Below are 17,973 nucleotides of genomic sequence, written 5' to 3' on the forward strand. Positions count from 1 at the left end.
AAGGTCGGCTCAGCGACCGCGGAGGCGGCGGACCAGGATGCTGGCGTCGCCGCGGGACTCCAGGTCGGCCAGGACCACCGCCACCGCCTCGCGGACGATGCGCCCGCGGTCGACCGCCAGGCCGTGCTCCCCGCGCAGCACCAGCCGCGCGTGCTCCAGGTCCATCAGCTCCTCGGCGGAGACGTAGACCGTGATCTTCTCGTCGTGCCGCTCACGCCCGCTGGGGCGCCGGTTCGCGCCCCGGCCCTGCCCCTTGCCGGCCCGGGGCGAGGACGCCCCGGCGGCGGTGGCAGAACCTTCCTGCGCCCGCCGCTGCGGGCCCACCGCGGGTTCCCCGGCCTCCCGGCCGCCCCGGCCCTCGCCCGCCGTGTGCTCCGGCGAGGGCGAAGACGAAGGCGAAGGTGAACCCGTCGTCGCCGGCTCCTCCACACCCCGCCTCGGCGAGGACGACTGGAGCGCCATCCCCCCGGTCGTACGGAACAGTTCGTCGGCTCCGGGCAGACTCACTCGGCGGGACACCGGGCGAGCACCTCCCTGGCCAGCTGGCGGTAGGCGGCGGCGCCGACGGAGTTGGAGGCGTACGTGGTGATCGGCTCACCGGCGACCGTGGTCTCCGGGAAGCGCACCGTGCGACCGATGACCGTGTGGTAGACGTGGTCGTCGAACGCCTCGACGACCCGCGCCAGCACCTCACGGCTGTGCACCGTACGGGAGTCGTACATCGTGGCGAGGATGCCGTCGAGCTCCAACTCGGGGTTGAGCCGCTCCTGCACCTTCTCGATCGTCTCGGTCAGCAGCGCCACACCGCGCAGCGCGAAGAACTCGCATTCCAGCGGCACGATGACCTTGTGAGCCGCCGTCAGGGCGTTCACGGTCAGCAGGCCGAGCGACGGCTGACAGTCGATCACGATGTAGTCGTAGTCCTGCATCAGCGGCTTGAGCGCGCGCTGGAGCGTGGACTCGCGCGCGACCTCGCTGACCAACTGCACTTCGGCGGCGGACAGGTCGATGTTGCTCGGCAGCAGGTCCATGTTGGGAACGGCCGTCTTGAGCAGCACCTCGTCGGCCGACATGCCCCGCTCCATGAGCAGGTTGTAGACCGTCAGGTCGAGTTCCATCGGGTTGACGCCGAGGCCCACGGACAGCGCGCCCTGCGGGTCGAAGTCGACGAGCAGCACGCGGCGCCCGTATTCGGCGAGCGCGGCGCCCAGGTTGATGGTCGACGTGGTCTTGCCGACGCCGCCCTTCTGGTTGCACATCGCGATGATCGTCGCGGGACCGTGGTCGGTCAGCGGGCCCGGGATCGGGAAGTACGGCAGCGGCCGTCCGGTCGGGCCGATCCGCTCGCGGCGCTGGCGGGCAGCGTCGGGGGCGAGAGTGGCCGCGTACTCGGGGTCGGGCTCGTACTCCGCGTCGGGGTCGTAGAAGTGCCCTTCGGGCACCTGGTCGTAGTCGGCGAATCCCACGGGCTGTTCGCCGCTCGGGTCGCCGGCCCTGGAGTTCACGTCTAGGCCGTCCATGCTCTTTCGGGGCGTCGTCATGTGCTGGTGGTTTGCGAAGGTGCGGACTGCGACCGAGCCGACAGCCTCGGTCCCGGCGGAACCTCGGCCCCGCTCTGGCGTTCCTGCTCGACCACCCCCAGGAGCAAATGTCGACTCATTCACAAGTCGTCTTACCTCCTCGGACGTGACCAGGACACTTATCGATAGGTCAGCGTGGCACCATGCCGACGGTTGGCGACTCTATGGCGTGTCACCACTCAGCGGCAACACAATCCGCCGGACCCGCCGCGTTGTGTCGGCAACCGAACACCACTCTGTCAAGGGCGTACGAGCTGTCACTACGAAGTTTCGCGGGTGCGCGAAAGGGTTAAAGGGTTACGTTCGAGGCGAGTTGAACGGCGTCCCCGCACACCGCGCAAACGCGTCCGGCCGGACCTTGCGGGCAAGGTCCGGCCGGAGACGTGAGATTGACGTCAGTCGTTGACGGGTCAGCCGAGCAGCGTGTGCAGCGGCAGGATCTCCAGGCCGTGGGCCTCGGCGACCGGGCCGTAAACGACCTTGCCGTCATGGGTGTTGAGGCCCAGCGCGAGCGCCGGGTCACGACGCAGCGCCTCGACCCAGCCGAGGTTCGCGAGCTGCACGATGTAGGGCAGCGTCGCGTTCGTGAGGGCGTAGGTGGAGGTGTTCGGCACGGCGCCCGGCATGTTGGCGACGCAGTAGAAGACCGAGTTGTGGACCTGGAAGGTCGGCTCGGCGTGGGTGGTCGGACGGGAGTCCTCGAAGCAGCCGCCCTGGTCGATCGCAATGTCGACAAGGACACTTCCGGGCTTCATCTTGGCGACGAGCTCGTTGGTGACCAGCTTGGGGGCCTTCGCACCCGGGATCAGCACCGCGCCGATGACGAGGTCGGCCTCGATGACGGCCTTCTCCAGCTCGTAGGCGTTGGAGACGATCGTCTTGATCTTCGTGCCGAAGATCTTGTCGGCCTCGCGGAGCTTGTTGATGTCCTTGTCGAGCAGGGTCACGTGGAAGCCCATGCCGATGGCGATCTGCGCGGCGTTCCAGCCGGAGACGCCACCGCCGATGACCACGCACTCGCCGGCGTGGGTGCCGGGGACACCACCGGGGAGCACGCCGCGGCCGCCGGCCGAGCGCATCAGGTGGTAGGCGCCGACCTGCGGGGCCAGCCGGCCCGCGACCTCGGACATCGGGGCGAGCAGCGGGAGCGCGCGGTTCGCGAGCTCGACCGTCTCGTACGCGATGGCGGTGGTGCCGGACTCCAGCAGGGCGTCCGTGCACTCGCGGGAGGCCGCCAGGTGCAGGTACGTGAAGAGGGTCTGGTCCTTGCGGAGGCGGTGGTACTCCTCGGCGATCGGCTCCTTGACCTTCAGCAGCAGGTCGGCGGTCTGCCAGACCTCGTCGGCGGTACCGAGGATCTCGGCGCCCGCGGCGACGTACTCGGCGTCCGTGATCGAGGAGCCGACACCGGCGTTCTGCTCGACGAAGACCTGGTGGCCGTTACGGACCAGCTCATGCACGCCGGCGGGCGTGATGGCGACCCGGAACTCGTTGTTCTTGACCTCGCGGGGGATGCCGACCTTCATCGTCGATCACGGTCCTTGACTCAGGGGATATTACCGGGCACTTCCATACATACCCGCCCACAAGAACGCGCAACGGGATGCACCACGAGATGACGTGGTGAAGCCAGTCTAATGAAGGATGAGGCGCTGTCTAGCCTTGCAAACAAATAATCTTAGTCGGAATCACTGCGGATTTCGCAGGCTGCGGGGTCGTCTCCCAGCAATCTGTCAGCCGCGGACCTGTGCAGTCGGGCGGCGGCCGGGTCGCCGAGCCGGTCGAGCGTGTCGGCCAGCCGGACCTGGAGCGCGGCCTGGAGTCGCAGGTCTCCCGCCTTGCGCGCCAGCTCCACCGCCGCACGGCAGGTGTGCAGCGATTCCGCGGGCCGGCCGGCGTACTCCTGAATGCGCGCCATCTCGCTCAACGCCTTTGCCTGGCCCGGGACATCGGCCAGCTTCCGGTACCCCGCCGCGGCCGCCCGCCAACTGCGCAGCGCGTCCCCGTACCGGCCCGCGTAGGTGTGTACGTTGCCCAGCCGGCCGTACAGCCTCGCCTCGTCCGCGCGCTCCCCCCGGGCGAGTGCCTGGGACAGGGCCCGGCCGAACCAGTCGCAGGCCCGGTGCCAGTCCGCCAGCTCCTGGTAGGCACCCCCTACGGATTCCATCGCGCGGCCCGTCGCGTAGGGGTCGTTCGCCGCCTTTCCGGCGTCCAGCGCGGCCCGATACCGCTCCAGGGCCTCCTGGGTGCGGCCCGTCTCGGCGTCCAGATCGGCCAGGTTCAGCAGCGCCGCGGCCCGCTCCCGGTGCAGGCCGCGCCGCTCGGCGACGCCCAGGACCAGGCGGTGCAGCCCGTACAGCTCGGGCGCGGCGGCGGCCGTGCCGCGGTGCTCGGCCAGGGCCCGCACGAGGGCGGCGACCAGCCGCCGGGCGAGGGTGTCCAGCTCTCCGTCGGCCACCGCGAGGGAGGCCGAGGCGACCAGGGCGGGCAGCCGGGTGTCCAGCCAGGTGGCCGCCGCCCGCCGGTCGGGGAAGCGCAGCGCACGGGGCAGCCCGTCCAGCCGCTCCCGCAGGTGGTCCTCGTCGTCCGCGGCCATCGCCCGGCAGGAGCCCAGCAACCGTACGGTCCGCTCCAGCATCCGGGCCCGGGCCAGCTGCACCTCGGCCGGACGCTCCTTGGTCTCCAGCAGCGCCCGCAGCAGCGGCGCCAGGCAACCGGGCAGCAGGAACAGTCCGTCCTGGGCGTGCCGTACGAGCCCCAGCCCGGCGAAGTCCTCCAGCGTGGACTGGGCGGCGGCGACGGAGCAGCCGGCGAGGGCCGAGGCGGTGTGCGAGTCGATGATCCCGGCGGGCGCGAGCGGAAGCAGCCGCAGGGTGCGCTGGGCGGGCTGCGGCAGGGACTCGTAGACGAGCCGGAAGGCCCGGCCGAGCTGTCCGTCGGTGCCGGGCGGCATGTCGTGGAGCTGCTTGGCCACGTCGGCGACGGATGCCTGCGGATGCGCGGCCAGCCAGCCGCCGGCCAGCTTCAGCGCGGCGGGCTGACCGCCGCACTCCTGGGCGAGGGCCTCGGCGGCGAGCGGATCGACGGTGATCCGGGTGTCCCGGATGCCACCGGCGAGCATCTTGACCGCCGAGGGGGTGTCGAGCCCTCCGAGAGTGCAGGGGCGGACATCCGGAATTCCGGTGAGGGGCCCCTGGGCGGTGACGACGACCAGGCACTCGGGGGTGTCGGGCAGCAGCGCGTCGACCTGGTGCGGATCGGCGGCGTCGTCGACGAGCAGGACGGCCCGCTTGCCCTTGAGCGCGGTGCGCAGGGCGGAGCTGAGGTCGTCCTCGCCGGCTCCGGGCGGGGTGGGCCGCCCCAGCCCTTCCAGCAGGGTCCGCACCGCCCGTTCGGTGGCGACGGTGCCGCCGCCGGGCAGGGTGAGCCGTACCTTCAGCAGTCCGTCGGGGTATTGGTCGCGGACCTCCCGTACCAGCTCCTCGGCCAACGCCGTGCGTCCCGAACCCGGGCGTCCGGCGATCAGGAGCACCCGCGCGCGCGGGGCCTTGGCCTTGCGGCCCGAGAGGGTGTCGAGTCCGGTCCGCGCGATGTCCTCGCGCAGCTCCTTGAGCTCACGCCGCCGCCCGACGAAATCCGTCACGGATCCGCTCCTCTCCCTGCCCTAGGGTTGCCGAGCGTAGTTCACGCAGAGCGACGGTCCGTGTGGAGCGCGGCGGGTGGATCGCCCGATCGGATCAGCCGATCGTCACATCAGCGGCCCATCCGGCCCAGCGACCGCTTCCTACGCCTGGAACGGGCGGGCCGGCCAGGGCGCGAGGGCGGGGCGCAGCGCGTCGATCCCGCCGTCTCGGGCGAGGGCGGCGGAGAGGGCGAGGACCCCGCTCACCAGGCCGGGGTTGCCGAGTTCGCCCGCGAGTACCCGGTCCACCAGCTCCTCCAGCGGGACCCGGGCCAACTCCATGTCGGCCTCCTCCTCGGACACCTCGAAGCGTTCCCCCGCGGACTGCGTGAGGTCCCGGGCGAGGAAGATCCGGATCGCCTCGTCGGAGCCGCCGGGGCTGGAGAAGAAGTCGACCAGCACCCGCCAGTCCCGGGCCTCGACGTGCGCCTCCTCGTACAGTTCCCGCTGCGCCGCGCGCAGCGGGTTCTCGCCGGGCACGTCCAGCAGTCCCGCGGGCAGTTCCCACAGCTTGTGCCGCACCGGGTGCCGGTACTGCCTGAGGATCAGGACGCGCTGCTCCTCGTCGACGGCGAGGACGCACACGGAGCCGGGGTGCACCTGGTAGTCGCGGCGGACCACCGCCCGGTCCGGCATCCGCACCTGCTCCGAGCGGACCGCCGTCTTCGCGCCCTGGAACGGGGTCCGCGAGGCGACGACCTCCCAGGACTCCGGTGTGTCCGCGATGTCGATGCCGGTGCCGATGCCGTTGTCGTTGCCCATGGTCGTTCCCATGCCCAGTACCTTCCGCAGAAACGCGACAGCCGGGGCACGATCGCGTGCCCCGGCTGCCTACGTTATGCGCTCAAGCGATCACTTCGCCGACTGCTGTCGCTCCACCGCGGCCTTCACCAGGCCCGCGAACAGCGGGTGCGGCCGGGTCGGGCGGGAGCGGAGCTCCGGGTGGGCCTGGGTGGCCACCAGGTAGGGGTGGACCTCACGCGGGTACTCGACGTACTCGACGAGCTTGTTGTCCGGGGAGGTTCCGGAGAAGACGAGGCCGGCCTTCTTCTCCAGCTCGCCGCGGTAGGCGTTGTTCACCTCGTAGCGGTGGCGGTGGCGCTCGTCCACGTACGCCTGGTCGCCGTAGACCTCGCGCACGATCGAGCCCTCGGCGAGCTTGGCCGGGTACATGCCCAGGCGCATCGTGCCGCCCAGGTCGCCCGCGCCCTCGACGAAGGCCAGCTGCTCCTCCATGGTCGAGATGACCGGGTGCGGGGTGGAGGCGTCGAACTCGGTGGAGTTCGCCTCCTCGATGCCCGCCAGGTTGCGCGCGGCCTCGATGACCACGCACTGCAGGCCCAGGCACAGGCCCAGCAGCGGGATCTTGTTCTCGCGGGCGTAGGTGATCGCTCCGACCTTGCCGTTGACGCCCCGGTCGCCGAAGCCGCCGGGCACGCAGATCGCGTCGACGTCGCCGAGCTGCGCGGCGGCGTCCTCCGGCGTCTTGCAGTCGTCGGAGGTGACCCACTTGATCTGGACGCGGGCCCGGTTGGCGAAGCCGCCGGCGCGCAGCGCCTCGGTCACCGACAGGTAGGCGTCGGGCAGGTCGATGTACTTGCCGACGAGCGCGACCTTGACCTCGTGGTCGGGGTTGTGGACCCGGTCCAGCAGGTCCTCCCACACCGTCCAGTCGACGTCGCGGAAGGGCAGGTCGAGCTTGCGGACGACATAGGCGTCCAGGCCCTCGGTGTGCAGCACCTTCGGGATGTCGTAGATCGACTTGGCGTCGATCGCGGCGACGACCGCGGCCTCGTCGACGTCGCACATCAGCGAGATCTTGCGCTTGATGGACGTCGGGACCTCGCGGTCGGCGCGCAGCACGATCGCGTCGGGCTGGATGCCGATGTTGCGCAGCGCCGCGACCGAGTGCTGGGTCGGCTTGGTCTTCAGCTCGCCGGACGGGCCGATGTAGGGGAGCAGCGAGATGTGCACGACGAAGACGTTGTCGCGGCCGACCTCGTGGCGGACCTGCCGGACGGTCTCCAGGAACGGCAGCGACTCGATGTCGCCGACGGTGCCGCCGACCTCGGTGATGACGACGTCGACGTCGTCGGTCGCCATCCGCCGGATGCGGTGCTTGATCTCGTTGGTGATGTGCGGGATGACCTGCACGGTGTCACCGAGGTACTCGCCGCGCCGCTCCTTGGCGATGACCTGCGAGTAGACCTGGCCGGTGGTGACGTTGGCCGAGCCGTCGAGGTCGACGTCGAGGAAACGCTCGTAGTGGCCGATGTCCAGGTCGGTCTCGGCGCCGTCGTTGGTGACGAACACCTCGCCGTGCTGGAAGGGGTTCATCGTGCCCGGGTCGACGTTCAGGTACGGGTCGAGCTTCTGCATCGTGACCCGCAGGCCGCGCGCCTTCAGCAGCGCACCCAGGCTGGAGGCCGTCAGGCCCTTGCCGAGGGACGAAGCGACACCCCCGGTGACGAAGATGTGCTTGGTCGTCATGGCTGTGCTGTTTCGAAAAGCAGCGGGCGGCATAGCCAAGAGGGGGCTCCCGTGGTCGCGAGGTGAGGTGCGTCCGGCGCCGTCCCGCGGAGATCCGGAAGGTTCTCAGGGGGCGCCGAAGCTGCGGTTTCGGGGCTCCTGGTTCGCACAGGCAGACCACCGGTCCACGGGGTACCAGCCTATCAGCGCCCGGACCGGTCCGCCTCCGGCGACGCCCGCCGACCCCTCGCCGCCCCCGGTTGGGACCCGCCCGACCGGGGTATCCGCCCTGGTCACCCATTCGGCCGAGTCGTATTGTCCCGGGGCTTAAGGAGATCACTAGTCTGCCGACATATCCTGCTCGAATATCGCTGCACATCGCCGCCGAGCAGTCCGGCCTACGGTGTAACCACGCCACATCCGGCAATCTAGGCTCGACGCGGGGATCCCTACACACAAGAGACCGCGCATCCGCGCATTGCAAGCGCCCTCAGGGGCGGACGTGGCTGTTCGACTGGAGATGCAACGTGTCCGGGCGCATCGAGGATTACGCACTGATCGGCGACATGCAGACCGCGGCTCTGGTCTGCCGGGACGGGGCCGTGGACTGGGCATGCCTGCCACGCTTCGACTCCCATGCTGTCTTCGCGAGCATTCTCGGCACCGAGGAACACGGGTTCTGGCGGGTCGGCCCCGCGGTCCCGTCCGGCACCCCGGCCCCCCGGGCCAACCGCCGGCGCTATCGCGGTGACTCCCTGGTGCTGGAATCGGAGTGGGACACGCCGCGGGGGACCGTCCGCGTCATCGACTTCATGCCGCCCCGCGAGGACCACGCCCCGCAGCTGATCCGCATCGTCGAGGGGGTCAGCGGCCGTGTCCCGATGCGCTCCGCCCTGCGGATGCGCTTCTCCTACGGGCGGATCGTGCCCTGGGTGCACAAGGTGGACGGGCGCACCGTGGCCGTCGCCGGCCCGGACTCGGTCTGGCTGGACACCGAGGCGCAGACCTACGGCAAGGACCTCACGACGTACTCCGACTTCACCGTCGGCCCGGGCGACCGGGTGACCTTCGCCATCAGCTGGCAGCCCTCCCACAAGGGCGCGCCCGAGTGTCCCGACGCCGAGGCGGCCCTGGAGGCCACTACCGACTTCTGGCGGGACTGGGTCGAACACTGCACCTACCACGGCCCCTACCGGGAAGCGGTGGTCCGCTCCCTGATCACCCTCAAGGCGCTGACGTACGGCCCCACGGGCGGGATCGTCGCCGCGCCGACCACCTCCCTCCCGGAGGAGATCGGCGGCGTCCGCAACTGGGACTACCGCTACACCTGGCTGCGGGACGCGGCGATCACCCTCTCCTCGCTGCTGCGCACCGGCTACCGCGACGAGGCCTCCGCCTGGCGGGACTGGCTGCTGCGCGCGGTCGCCGGCGACCCGGAGAACCTGCAGATCATGTACGGGATCGCGGGCGAGCGGGAGCTCGGCGAGACCGAGCTGGACTGGCTGCCGGGCTACGAGAACTCCCGCCCGGTGCGCGTCGGCAACGGCGCCGCCCACCAGCTGCAGCTCGACGTGTACGGCGAGGTCACCGAGGCCCTGCACCTCGGCCACATGACGGGCCTGGCCCGCAACGACTACGCGTCGGTGCTCCAGTTGAAGCTGATCCGCTACCTGGAGACGCACTGGAACGAGCCGGACGAGGGCATCTGGGAGGTGCGCGGCCCGCGCCGCCACTTCGTGCACTCCAAGGTGATGGCATGGGTCGCGGTGGACCGCACGGTCAAACTCATCGAGAGCGGGGACGTGGACGGCCCCTTGGAGCGTTGGCGCGAGCTGCGCGACGAGATCCACGCCGACGTGTGCGAGAAGGGCTACGACAAGGAGCGCAACACCTTCACCCAGTCCTACGGGTCGAAGGAACTGGACGCCTCCCTGCTGCTGATCCCGCAGATGGGCTTCCTGCCGCCCGACGACAAGCGGGTCATCGGCACCATCGAGGCGATCCAGCGCGAGCTGTCCACCCCCGACGGTTTCATCCTGCGCTACCCGACGGCCGGCGAGGACGCCGGCGTCGACGGCCTGGAGGGCGACGAGGGGGCGTTCTTGGCCTGCTCGTTCTGGATGGCGGACGACCTCGCGATGATCGGCCGGGTCGACGAGGCCCGCCGGCTCTTCGAGAAGCTGCTGTCGCTGCGCAACGACCTGGGTCTGCTGGCCGAGGAGTGGGACCCCAAGCTCCAGCGGCAGGTGGGCAACTTCCCCCAGGCGTTCAGCCACGTCCCGCTGATCGACACGGCGCTGCGGCTGACGGCCAGCGGCGCCTACGGGGGCTGACGCCCGGCCCGGCGCGCTCCGTCCGTACCGGCGCGCTCCGCCGCGCCGGGACGATGGCCCCCGCCTAGGCTGGAAGCGTTCTTCGCCCTCTTCGCCCTCCAGGGAAGGAGGGGTGGGTCATGGCACCCTTCTCCAAGGCGGCCGACGCGCTCGCCGCACTCCGCGAGGATCTGGCCGGGGAGGTCTTCGCCCCGGGCGATCCGGGCTACGACGAGGCCCGCATCGTCTTCAACGCGATGATCGACCGGCGGCCGGCGGTCATCGCCCGGTGCGAGAGCGTCTCGGACGTCGTCACCGCCGTGCGTTTCGCGCGGGACCTGGACCTGCACGTCGCGGTGCGCGGCGGCGGTCACAGCGTCGCCGGGATGTCCGTCAACGACGGCGGTGTGGTCATCGACCTGCGCCGGATGCACGAGGTGACCGTCCACCCGGCGGCGAAGGCCGTACGGGTCGAGGGCGGGGCCACGATGAGCCACCTGGACCGGGCCTGTGCGCCGTACGACCTGGCGACCACCGGTGGCCGGGCCTCCACGACCGGGGTGGGCGGCTTCGTCCTGGGCGGCGGGAGCGGTTGGCTGGACCGGAAGTTCGGGCTGGCCGTGGACAACCTGCTGGGCGCGGAACTGGTCACGGCGGACGGCAGCGTGGTGGAGGCCACCGCCGACGAGAACCCCGAGCTGTTCTGGGCGCTGCACGGCGGCGGCGGGAACTTCGGCGTCGCCACCTCGCTGACCCTGCGCCTGCACGACCTGCCGGTCATGTCCATGGCGTTCCTGCTCTACCTGCCCGAGCACGGGAACGCGGTGCTCCGCGCGTTCCGCGACGTCGTCGAGGCCGGGCCCCCCGAGGTGAGCGGGGCGGCGGTCTACCTGACCGGGCCGCCCGCGGAGTTCGTACCGCCGCACCTGGTCGGGCAACTGCTGGCGGGCGCGCTGGTGACCTACACCGGACCCGAGGACGAGGTCCGCAAGCTCGCCGAACCGCTGCTCGCGATCCCGCACGAGGTCGAGATGGTGACGGCCATCCCGTACGCCGATCTCCAGTGCATGATCGACGATCCCCCCGGCATGCGGAACTACTGGTCGGCGGAGTACCTGACCGGGCTGCCGGACGAGTTCGTGGACGTCTTCTGCGCCGCCGGGGAGTCCATGCCGGTGCCGACGGGCAGTCAGCACCTGGTCCTGCCGCAGGGCGGCGCCGTCGCCTCCGGCCCGCGGGACTGGCCGGTGCCGTACCGCGACGCGCCCTGGGCCGTGCACCCCTTCGGCATCTGGGAGGACCCGGCCGACGACGAGCGGTGCCGGCAGTGGGTCGAGGACGTCCGCGCCGGGGCCCGGCCGTGGAGCACCGGCGCGGTGTACCTCAACTTCACCGGCGACGAGGGTCCCGAGCGGGTGGCGGCGGGCCTCGGCGCGGAAAACCTGGCCCGACTGGGTGCGGTGAAGCGGGAGTACGACCCGGACAACGTCTTCCGCTTCAACCACAACATCAGGCCGACCTAGGGGCCCGTGCGAAGTCGCTACGACAGGGCGGTGATCACCTCCCGCGCGGCCCGCTCGCCCTCGGTGGCGCCGCCCTCCATAAACCCCTGGAAGTCGTAGCTGCAGTGCTCGCCGCCGATGTGGACGCGGCCCTGCGCCGTGCCCTCGTACTTGGCGTACCGGTGCAGGTAGCTCGTCGGCCAGTACGAGTAGGCGCCCAGCGAGTACGGGTTCTTGTGCCAGGCCGACAATTGGGCGCGCCCGTTCCACACGGCCTTGGTCCCGGGGAAGAAGGCGTCGACGCCGGTCAGGACCCGGCCCGCGAGATCGCGCACGTACGGGTCGGTCTCGGTGGCGAACGGCGAGCCGGGGGTGAGCGCCCCGGCGAGGCTGCCGCCGCCGTACTGGAGCAGGATGCCGCCCGTGCCCGGCTGGACCTTGGTGGTGTCCCAGACCTGCTGGACGGGCGAGTCGGTGAAGCAGTCGCCGGCCGAGACGCCGGGCCAGGGGCCGGTGCCGCGCCAGGGCCGGGCGGTGAACTGCATGTTCAGCTTCGTGCAGTAGCCCATGCGGGCGTCGCGCAGCAGGTTCTTCATCAGCGGGTCGAAGCCCGCCGCGGACAGGTCGACGCGCTGGAGGATCGGCAGGGGCACGCACAGGATGGTGTGGTCGGCGACGACCGTGCGGACGGACCCCGAGTCGTTGAAGGTCAGCGTTTGGGTGCCGTCGGCCGCCACCTTCACGGCGAGCAGTTCGCGCCCCATCACGAGCGAACCGGCGGGCAGGGCCTGGGCGATGGCGTTGGGGAGCCGGTCGTTGCCGCCGATGATGTGGTAGCGCTCGTTGGACAGGCCCCAGACGTTGAAGTTGCCCGGGTTGGACTGGTACCCCATCAGCAGGACCAGGGCGAGGGCGGACTGCCGGGTGGTGTCGGCCCCGTACTCGACGTTGTAGGCGACGTCGATGAAACGGCCGAGTTGCGAGGAGTGGCCGCCGGGGACGCGGGACTCGATCCAGTCGTAGAGGGTCATGTCGTCGAGGGCGACGCCGGCGGGGGTCGCGGAGTTCCAGGACACCTCGCCGGCGTCCTGGAGGTCGCGGTGCAGCGCCTGGTAGACGGCCTTGAAGTCCTCGTCGGCCTGGGTCCGCGGGTAGTAGGTGCCGTTCAGCCAGAGGATCTCCTCGGCGCCGTTCGGTCCGCCGCCGAGGAAGTCCTCGACGGGCAGGTCGAAGCGTCGACAGAGCTCCAGGATCTTCTTGTGGCTGGTGTCGATCAGCTCGCCGCCGATCTCGGAGGTCTGGCCGTACGCCCAGTGCGTGCGCTGGCTGTACATGCGGCCGCCGACCCGGCTCGGGTTGGCTTCGTAGAGGGTGCAGGCCACGCCCGCGTCCTGGAGGGTCAGGGCCGCGGTGAGGCCCGAGATGCCGGCGCCGACGACGGCGACGCGGGCCGGTGAGACGGGCGGCTTCGGGGCGGGGGCGGACTCGGCGGCGTACGCGCCGGCGGAGGAGGCGAGGACGGTTCCGAGGCCGAGGGCGGCGGCGCGGCCGAGCAGTTCGCGGCGGCCGAGGCCGCGGACCTCCTCGACCGGGAGGGCGAGGCGGCGGGCGGCCGCGTGCTCGGCGGCGAGCCGGCGGAGCGCGTGCATCTGGGGCGTACGGGCCATGGCGGGGGCTCCTTGTCGGTGGGGCGCGCTGGGGTGGGCGACGCTTTCGGTCAGCGGACGGTCACCGCGGCGGGGGCGGCCTCTTCGGCGCGTTCGGCGGCGTCCTCCAGCACGACGCGGCCGATGATCTCGTAGCGCTCGGGGGCCTTGATCTTCAGCCACAGGCCCAGGCCCAGGCCGCCGAAGAAGACGACGCCGACGATCCACGGGATCAGGGTGAAGAAGAACGAGTCGGCGGCGAGCCCGGCGGCGGTCTCCATGTTGACCACCAGCAGGACCACCACGGCGGCCATCGCGATCCCGCCGATCAGCGGCGCCGTGAACGTCTTGAACCAGTGCCGGTCCTCGGGGTGGTTCTTGCGGAAGTAGCCGATCACGGCGAAGGAACACAGCGTCTGGACGATGAGGATCGCCATCGTGCCGAGGATGGCGAGCAGCGTGTAGAGGTGGATGTACGGGTCCTGGCCGGTGAGCCAGAACAGCGCGACCAACGCGGTGGCGATGGCGGTCTGCACGACCGAGGAGATGTAGGGCGAGCCGTGCTTGACGTGCGTACGGCCGAGGGCGGGGTGCAGGAAGCCCTCACGGCCGATGGCGTAGAGGTAGCGGGCGGCGCATTGGTGGAACGCCATGCCGCAGGCGAACGAGCCGGTCAGCAGCAGCCACTGGAAGGCGCTGACGGCCCAGCCGCCGATGAAGGTCTCGGTGGGCGCGAAGAACAGGTCCAGCGGGCTCGCGGAGGCGGAGAGTTCCACCGACTTGGCCAGGCCGTTGCCGGCGATGGTCATCCAGGAGACGTAGATGTAGAAGAGGCCGACGCCGACGACGGAGATCAGCGTCGCCTTGGGGATCACCCGCTTCGGGTCGCGGGACTCCTCCCCGTACATCGCGGTGGACTCGAAGCCGACCCAGGACCAGAAGGCGAAGAAGAGGCCCAGGCCGGCCGAGGCTCCGGTGAAGGCGTTCTTCGGGTTGACCGGCTCGACGGGGATGCCGTCGGGGCCGCCGCCCGCGAGCAGGACGGCGGTGGCGACGGCGAAGAGCACGGCGATCTCGGCGACCAGCATCACCCCGAGGGCTTTCGCGGTGAGGTTGATGTCGAAGTGCGCGAGGGCGGCGGTGACGGCGAGCATCGCGGCGGCGTAGAGGACCCAGGGCAGGTCGACGCCGAGTTGGTCGTGGACGGTCGTCTTGGCGAAGTAGGAGAACACCCCGACGATCGACGCCTCGAAGACGATGTAGGCGAGGACCGCGAGCATGCCCGAGGCCATCCCGGCGATCCGGCCGAGGCCGTGCGAGATGTACCCGTAGAACGCGCCGGCGGCGGTGATCCGCTTGGCCATGGCGACGTAGCCGACGGCGAAGACGGTGAGCACGGCGGTCGCGAAGAGGTAGCCGGCGGGGGCTCCGGTGCCGTTGCCGAAGCCGACCGCGATGGGGAGGTTGCCGGTCATCGCGGTGATCGGCGCGGCGGTGGCGACGGCCATGAAGACCACCCCGACCAAGCCGACGGAGTTGGCCTTCAGTCTTTGGACCTGGGGTGCCGCGGCGGCCGTGGATGGGGTGCCGGTGAGGTCTTTGCTCATGCCGTCCTCGTTCCTGTCGGGTGGGGCGCCACTCTGTCGGCGAGTGACGCACACCACAATCGGCAAGCGGTCCGATAATCTCCTTGCGTGTCATACGAGTTGTCGGGCCGGAAGGGGACAGATCGGGCTTCGAAACCGCCCGGTGATGTGCCCGGAACGCGGCGGGCGGTACCGTCCCGCGATATGGACAATCAGGGCGGCATCACGGTTCAGCGGGCGCTGGAACTGCCGGGACTGCGCAGCGGACTGCCGGAGGTCGTGGCCTGCGCCGACCGCCTGGGCCGTACGGTGCGCTGGGTGCACGCGGGCGAGGTCCCCAACATCGCGTCCCTGCTCAAGGGCGGGGAACTGCTGCTGACCACCGGCCTGGGCCTGGGTACCCGGCCCGCCGAGCAGCGCGCCTTCGTACGGCGCCTCGCGGACCGGGGGATCGCCGCGCTCGTCGTCGAGCTGGGACCGCGGTTCAGCCGGCTGCCCGCGACGATCGTCGAGACCGCCCGCGTCGCCGGTCTGCCGCTCGTCCAGCTCCACCGGGAAGTCCCCTTCGTGACGGTGACGGAGGAGGTCCACACCGAGATCGTCAACGGCCACTACGCCCTGCTCCAGCGCGCCGAGGAAGTCCACCGGCGATGTACGGAGGCGCTGCTGGGCGGTGGCGGGATCCCCCAGGTGCTGCGCATCCTGGCCGATTTCACGGCCAACCCCGTCTTCCTGGAGACCCCGGACGGGCAGTTGCTGTACGCGGCCGGTCCGGCGGGCGGCGACGCCGCCGCGGACCCGCTCCAGGTGTGGGAGGGCCTGCGCGGTCAGCGCGAGGCGCAGCCGTCCGCCAACACGGTGGTCGTCGACGTCCCGGGCGGCGGCCCCGGCACGGGCTCGGTGCGGGCGCGGGTCGTCCTGCTGGGCGTCTCGTCGCCGCTGCTGCCGGTGCACCGGATGGCGGCGGAGCGGACGGCGGGCGTGCTGGCGGTGGTCCTGATGCAGGCCCGTCAGGAGGACGAGCTGGCCGCGCGCGGCCGGGGCGACTTCCTGACCGACCTGGCCGAGGGGCGGATCTCGGCGGAGGACGCCCCGGCCCAGGCCCGCGTCCTCGGGTTCAAGCCCGGGGCGGGGCCGCTCCTGCCGGTGGTCATGCGGCTCTCCTCCGACCTGGGCCCGTCGGGGAACTGGGCGGTGCTGGCCCGGGCGGTGCTGGAGGAGCTGTCGGCGGTCGGCGTGCCGGTGCTGCTGGGGGTGCGGCCGGTGGAGGGCCGGGTGCCGCTGCTGGTGTCCCTGCGGGCCGAGTCGGAGCGCACGGCGGTCGCCGACCGGGTGGCGGCCGCGCTGCGGGCGGGCGTGGAACGCGCGGGCCTGGACCGGGCGGGGGCGCCGCCGGCGGTGGTCGTCGGCGTGCCCGGCGGTTGGACCGCGGCCTCGGCGGGCCTGCGGCACGCGGCGGAGACGGCCACGGCCGCCCACGGCCTGCCGGCCCGACCCTGGTACGACGCCCGCCGCCTGGACATCGACCTGCTGCTGTGGCGGCTGCGGGAACACCCCGACCTGGCGGCGTTCGTGGACCGCGCGATCGGGGCGCTGCGGGTCCACGACGCGGCCTCCCGCCCGCCGCTGCTGCCGACGCTGGAGACGTACCTGGCCCACGCGGGCCGCAAGGCGGAGACGGCGCGCGAGCTCCACCTGAACCGTCAGACGCTCTACAACCGTCTGGCGCGCATCTCGGAGCTCCTGGGCACGGACCTGGACGACCCCGAAACCGTCCTCTCCCTCAGCCTCGCCCTCCGCGCCCGCCGCCATGTGGCCACGCCGGCCTCTTCCTGACGCGCCCCCGCGCCTTCGTGACCCGAACTCCGTCCGGCGGGGGCGCCATTCCAGCCTCGCCGGCGTTTGAGGCGCGGGACTCCGTCCGGCGGGGGCGCCATTTCAGCCTCGCCGGCGTTTGAGGCGCGGGGTCCGGGGCGGAGCCCCGGGGAACGGTGGAAGGGCGGGTAGGGGACAGCCCCGCAGGGCACCCGCACCCGCACCGGCCGGCTAGGGCCGCCGGCGGTCCATCAGCTCGTCGTACACCGACAGGACCTGCGCCACCGTCTCGTCCTCGGACGGCCACGTCGCCGCCTGGACCCGCCCCGCCTCGGCGAGCCCCGCCCGGCGGCCCGGGTCGGCGAGGAGGCCCGTCACCGCGTCCGCCAGCGCCCCCGCGTCCCCGAACGGCACCAGCACCGCCGCGTCGCCCACCAGTTCCGGGACTCCCCCGACCCGCGTCGCCACCAGTGCCACCCCGGCCCGCAGGGCCTCCTGCGCCAGCAGCGACCGGCCCTCCCAGCGGCTCGGGAGCACCGCGACATCCGCCGCCGCCAGCAGCCGGTCGGCGTCCCGACGCCGCCCCAGCAGCCGCACCGGGAGGGCCTCCGCCTCGATGCGCCGGGACAGTTCCGCCCGTAACGGCCCCTCCCCCGCGATCACCAGCAGCGGTACCGGGTCCAGCGCCCGCCACTCCCGCGCCGCCTCCAGCAACAACCCGTACCCGCGCCGCGCCACCAGGCTGCCCACCGCGATCAGTAACGGCCGCTCCACCGCGCCCAGTTCCGCCCGGATCTTCTCGGGCTCCACCGGTTCCGGCCCCGCCGCCGCCGGTACGGCCACCGCCGCCAGCCGTGCGTCCCGCGCCCCGCGCGACCGCGCCAGGTCCACCTGGTCGGAGGAGGCGCCCAGCACCACCGACGCCGCCCGCGCCACGTGCCGTTCCAGCAGCCGGCTCACCCGCCCGAGCGGGCCCGCCGGCTCGGGGGCGCCGCCGTGCCAGGTCACCACCAGCGGTACCCGTCGCCCCCGCCGGTCCCCGCGCAGCGCCAGCGCGGCCCGCATCCCGGCCCGCACCCCGTGCGCGTGCACCAGGTCGGCCCCCGCGCAGGCGGCTCGCAGGGCGGCTGCCGCGTCGGGCGTGAACTCGGCCCCGGCGCCCGTGAAGTCGAACGTGCCCTCCGCCTCGACGGGGGCGCACACCGTCACCCGTACGCCCCGGGCGGCGAGCCCGGTCGCGAGGGAACGCACGTGCGCACAGCTCCCCGCGCCCGCGCCGCCGAGGACCTGGACGGTACGCAGCGGTTCCCGCCCGTACGGCTGCGCGGGGGCGGGTGGCGAAACCGGGGAGCTGCTCACGGGCCGAAGCTCCAGGGTGAGG

12 protein-coding genes are annotated in these 17,973 nt (G+C 71.9%); 3 read left to right on the forward strand and 9 right to left on the reverse strand.

Annotated features, from left to right (window positions below; genetic code table 11):
* Positions 1-9 precede the first annotated feature (9 nt).
* The 6 genes from ACFVXJ_RS09610 to ACFVXJ_RS09635 form a co-directional block, all read right to left on the reverse strand.
* Positions 10-519 carry a hypothetical protein gene (locus ACFVXJ_RS09610; RefSeq protein WP_389660946.1) on the reverse strand — a complete coding sequence of 170 codons (510 nt, stop codon included), beginning with the start codon at positions 517-519 and terminating at the stop codon, positions 10-12.
* Positions 504-1,541, reverse strand: a complete 1,038-nt coding sequence (locus ACFVXJ_RS09615) for a ParA family protein (protein WP_329194072.1) — start codon at positions 1,539-1,541, stop codon at positions 504-506. Before ACFVXJ_RS09615 ends, ACFVXJ_RS09610 begins: the two co-directional genes overlap by 16 nt.
* Positions 1,542-1,990: 449 nt before the next feature.
* The gene (gene ald, locus ACFVXJ_RS09620) at positions 1,991-3,106 is read right to left on the reverse strand and encodes an alanine dehydrogenase (RefSeq protein WP_389660949.1); all 1,116 of its coding nucleotides are present in this window, start codon (positions 3,104-3,106) and stop codon (positions 1,991-1,993) included.
* A gap of 152 nt (positions 3,107-3,258) precedes the next feature.
* Entirely contained in the window at positions 3,259-5,223 is a 1,965-nt protein-coding gene (locus tag ACFVXJ_RS09625; protein WP_389660951.1) for an AAA family ATPase, read from the reverse strand.
* Positions 5,224-5,364: 141 nt separating this feature from the next.
* On the reverse strand, positions 5,365-5,994 hold the full coding sequence (locus ACFVXJ_RS09630; RefSeq protein WP_389661024.1) for an NUDIX domain-containing protein: 630 nt from the start codon (positions 5,992-5,994) through the stop codon (positions 5,365-5,367).
* Between the two features lie 120 nt (positions 5,995-6,114).
* A complete protein-coding gene (locus tag ACFVXJ_RS09635; protein ID WP_389661026.1) occupies positions 6,115-7,785 on the reverse strand; it encodes a CTP synthase in 1,671 nt (556 codons plus the stop codon).
* 473 nt (positions 7,786-8,258) lie between these two features.
* Here ACFVXJ_RS09635 and ACFVXJ_RS09640 point away from each other — a divergent pair, with 473 nt between their 5' ends.
* Both ACFVXJ_RS09640 and ACFVXJ_RS09645 read left to right on the forward strand, forming a co-directional pair.
* Positions 8,259-10,064, forward strand: a complete 1,806-nt coding sequence (locus ACFVXJ_RS09640; protein WP_389660953.1) for a glycoside hydrolase family 15 protein — start codon at positions 8,259-8,261, stop codon at positions 10,062-10,064.
* Between the two features lie 119 nt (positions 10,065-10,183).
* A complete protein-coding gene (locus ACFVXJ_RS09645; RefSeq protein ID WP_389660955.1) occupies positions 10,184-11,566 on the forward strand; it encodes an FAD-binding oxidoreductase in 1,383 nt (460 codons plus the stop codon).
* 17 nt (positions 11,567-11,583) lie between these two features.
* Here the strand turns inward: ACFVXJ_RS09645 and ACFVXJ_RS09650 are convergent, their stop codons facing one another.
* Together ACFVXJ_RS09650 and ACFVXJ_RS09655 are read right to left on the reverse strand one after the other, a co-directional pair.
* The gene (locus tag ACFVXJ_RS09650) at positions 11,584-13,212 is read right to left on the reverse strand and encodes an FAD-dependent oxidoreductase (RefSeq protein ID WP_389660957.1); all 1,629 of its coding nucleotides are present in this window, start codon (positions 13,210-13,212) and stop codon (positions 11,584-11,586) included.
* A 50-nt stretch (positions 13,213-13,262) separates the two neighbouring features.
* Entirely contained in the window at positions 13,263-14,798 is a 1,536-nt protein-coding gene (locus ACFVXJ_RS09655) for an APC family permease (RefSeq protein ID WP_389660959.1), read from the reverse strand.
* Between the two features lie 183 nt (positions 14,799-14,981).
* On the opposite strand from ACFVXJ_RS09655, the gene ACFVXJ_RS09660 reads away from it, so the two are divergent.
* Positions 14,982-16,613, forward strand: a complete 1,632-nt coding sequence (locus ACFVXJ_RS09660; protein WP_389660961.1) for a PucR family transcriptional regulator — start codon at positions 14,982-14,984, stop codon at positions 16,611-16,613.
* Positions 16,614-16,823: 210 nt separating this feature from the next.
* Here ACFVXJ_RS09660 and ACFVXJ_RS09665 read toward each other — a convergent pair whose 3' ends face one another.
* The gene (locus tag ACFVXJ_RS09665; protein WP_389660963.1) at positions 16,824-17,951 is read right to left on the reverse strand and encodes a glycosyltransferase family 4 protein; all 1,128 of its coding nucleotides are present in this window, start codon (positions 17,949-17,951) and stop codon (positions 16,824-16,826) included.
* Positions 17,952-17,973: the final 22 nt, after the last annotated feature.

Source organism: Streptomyces sp. NPDC058279 (assembly GCF_042881255.1).
In the GTDB taxonomy this organism is placed as follows: Bacteria; Actinomycetota; Actinomycetes; order Streptomycetales; family Streptomycetaceae; genus Streptomyces.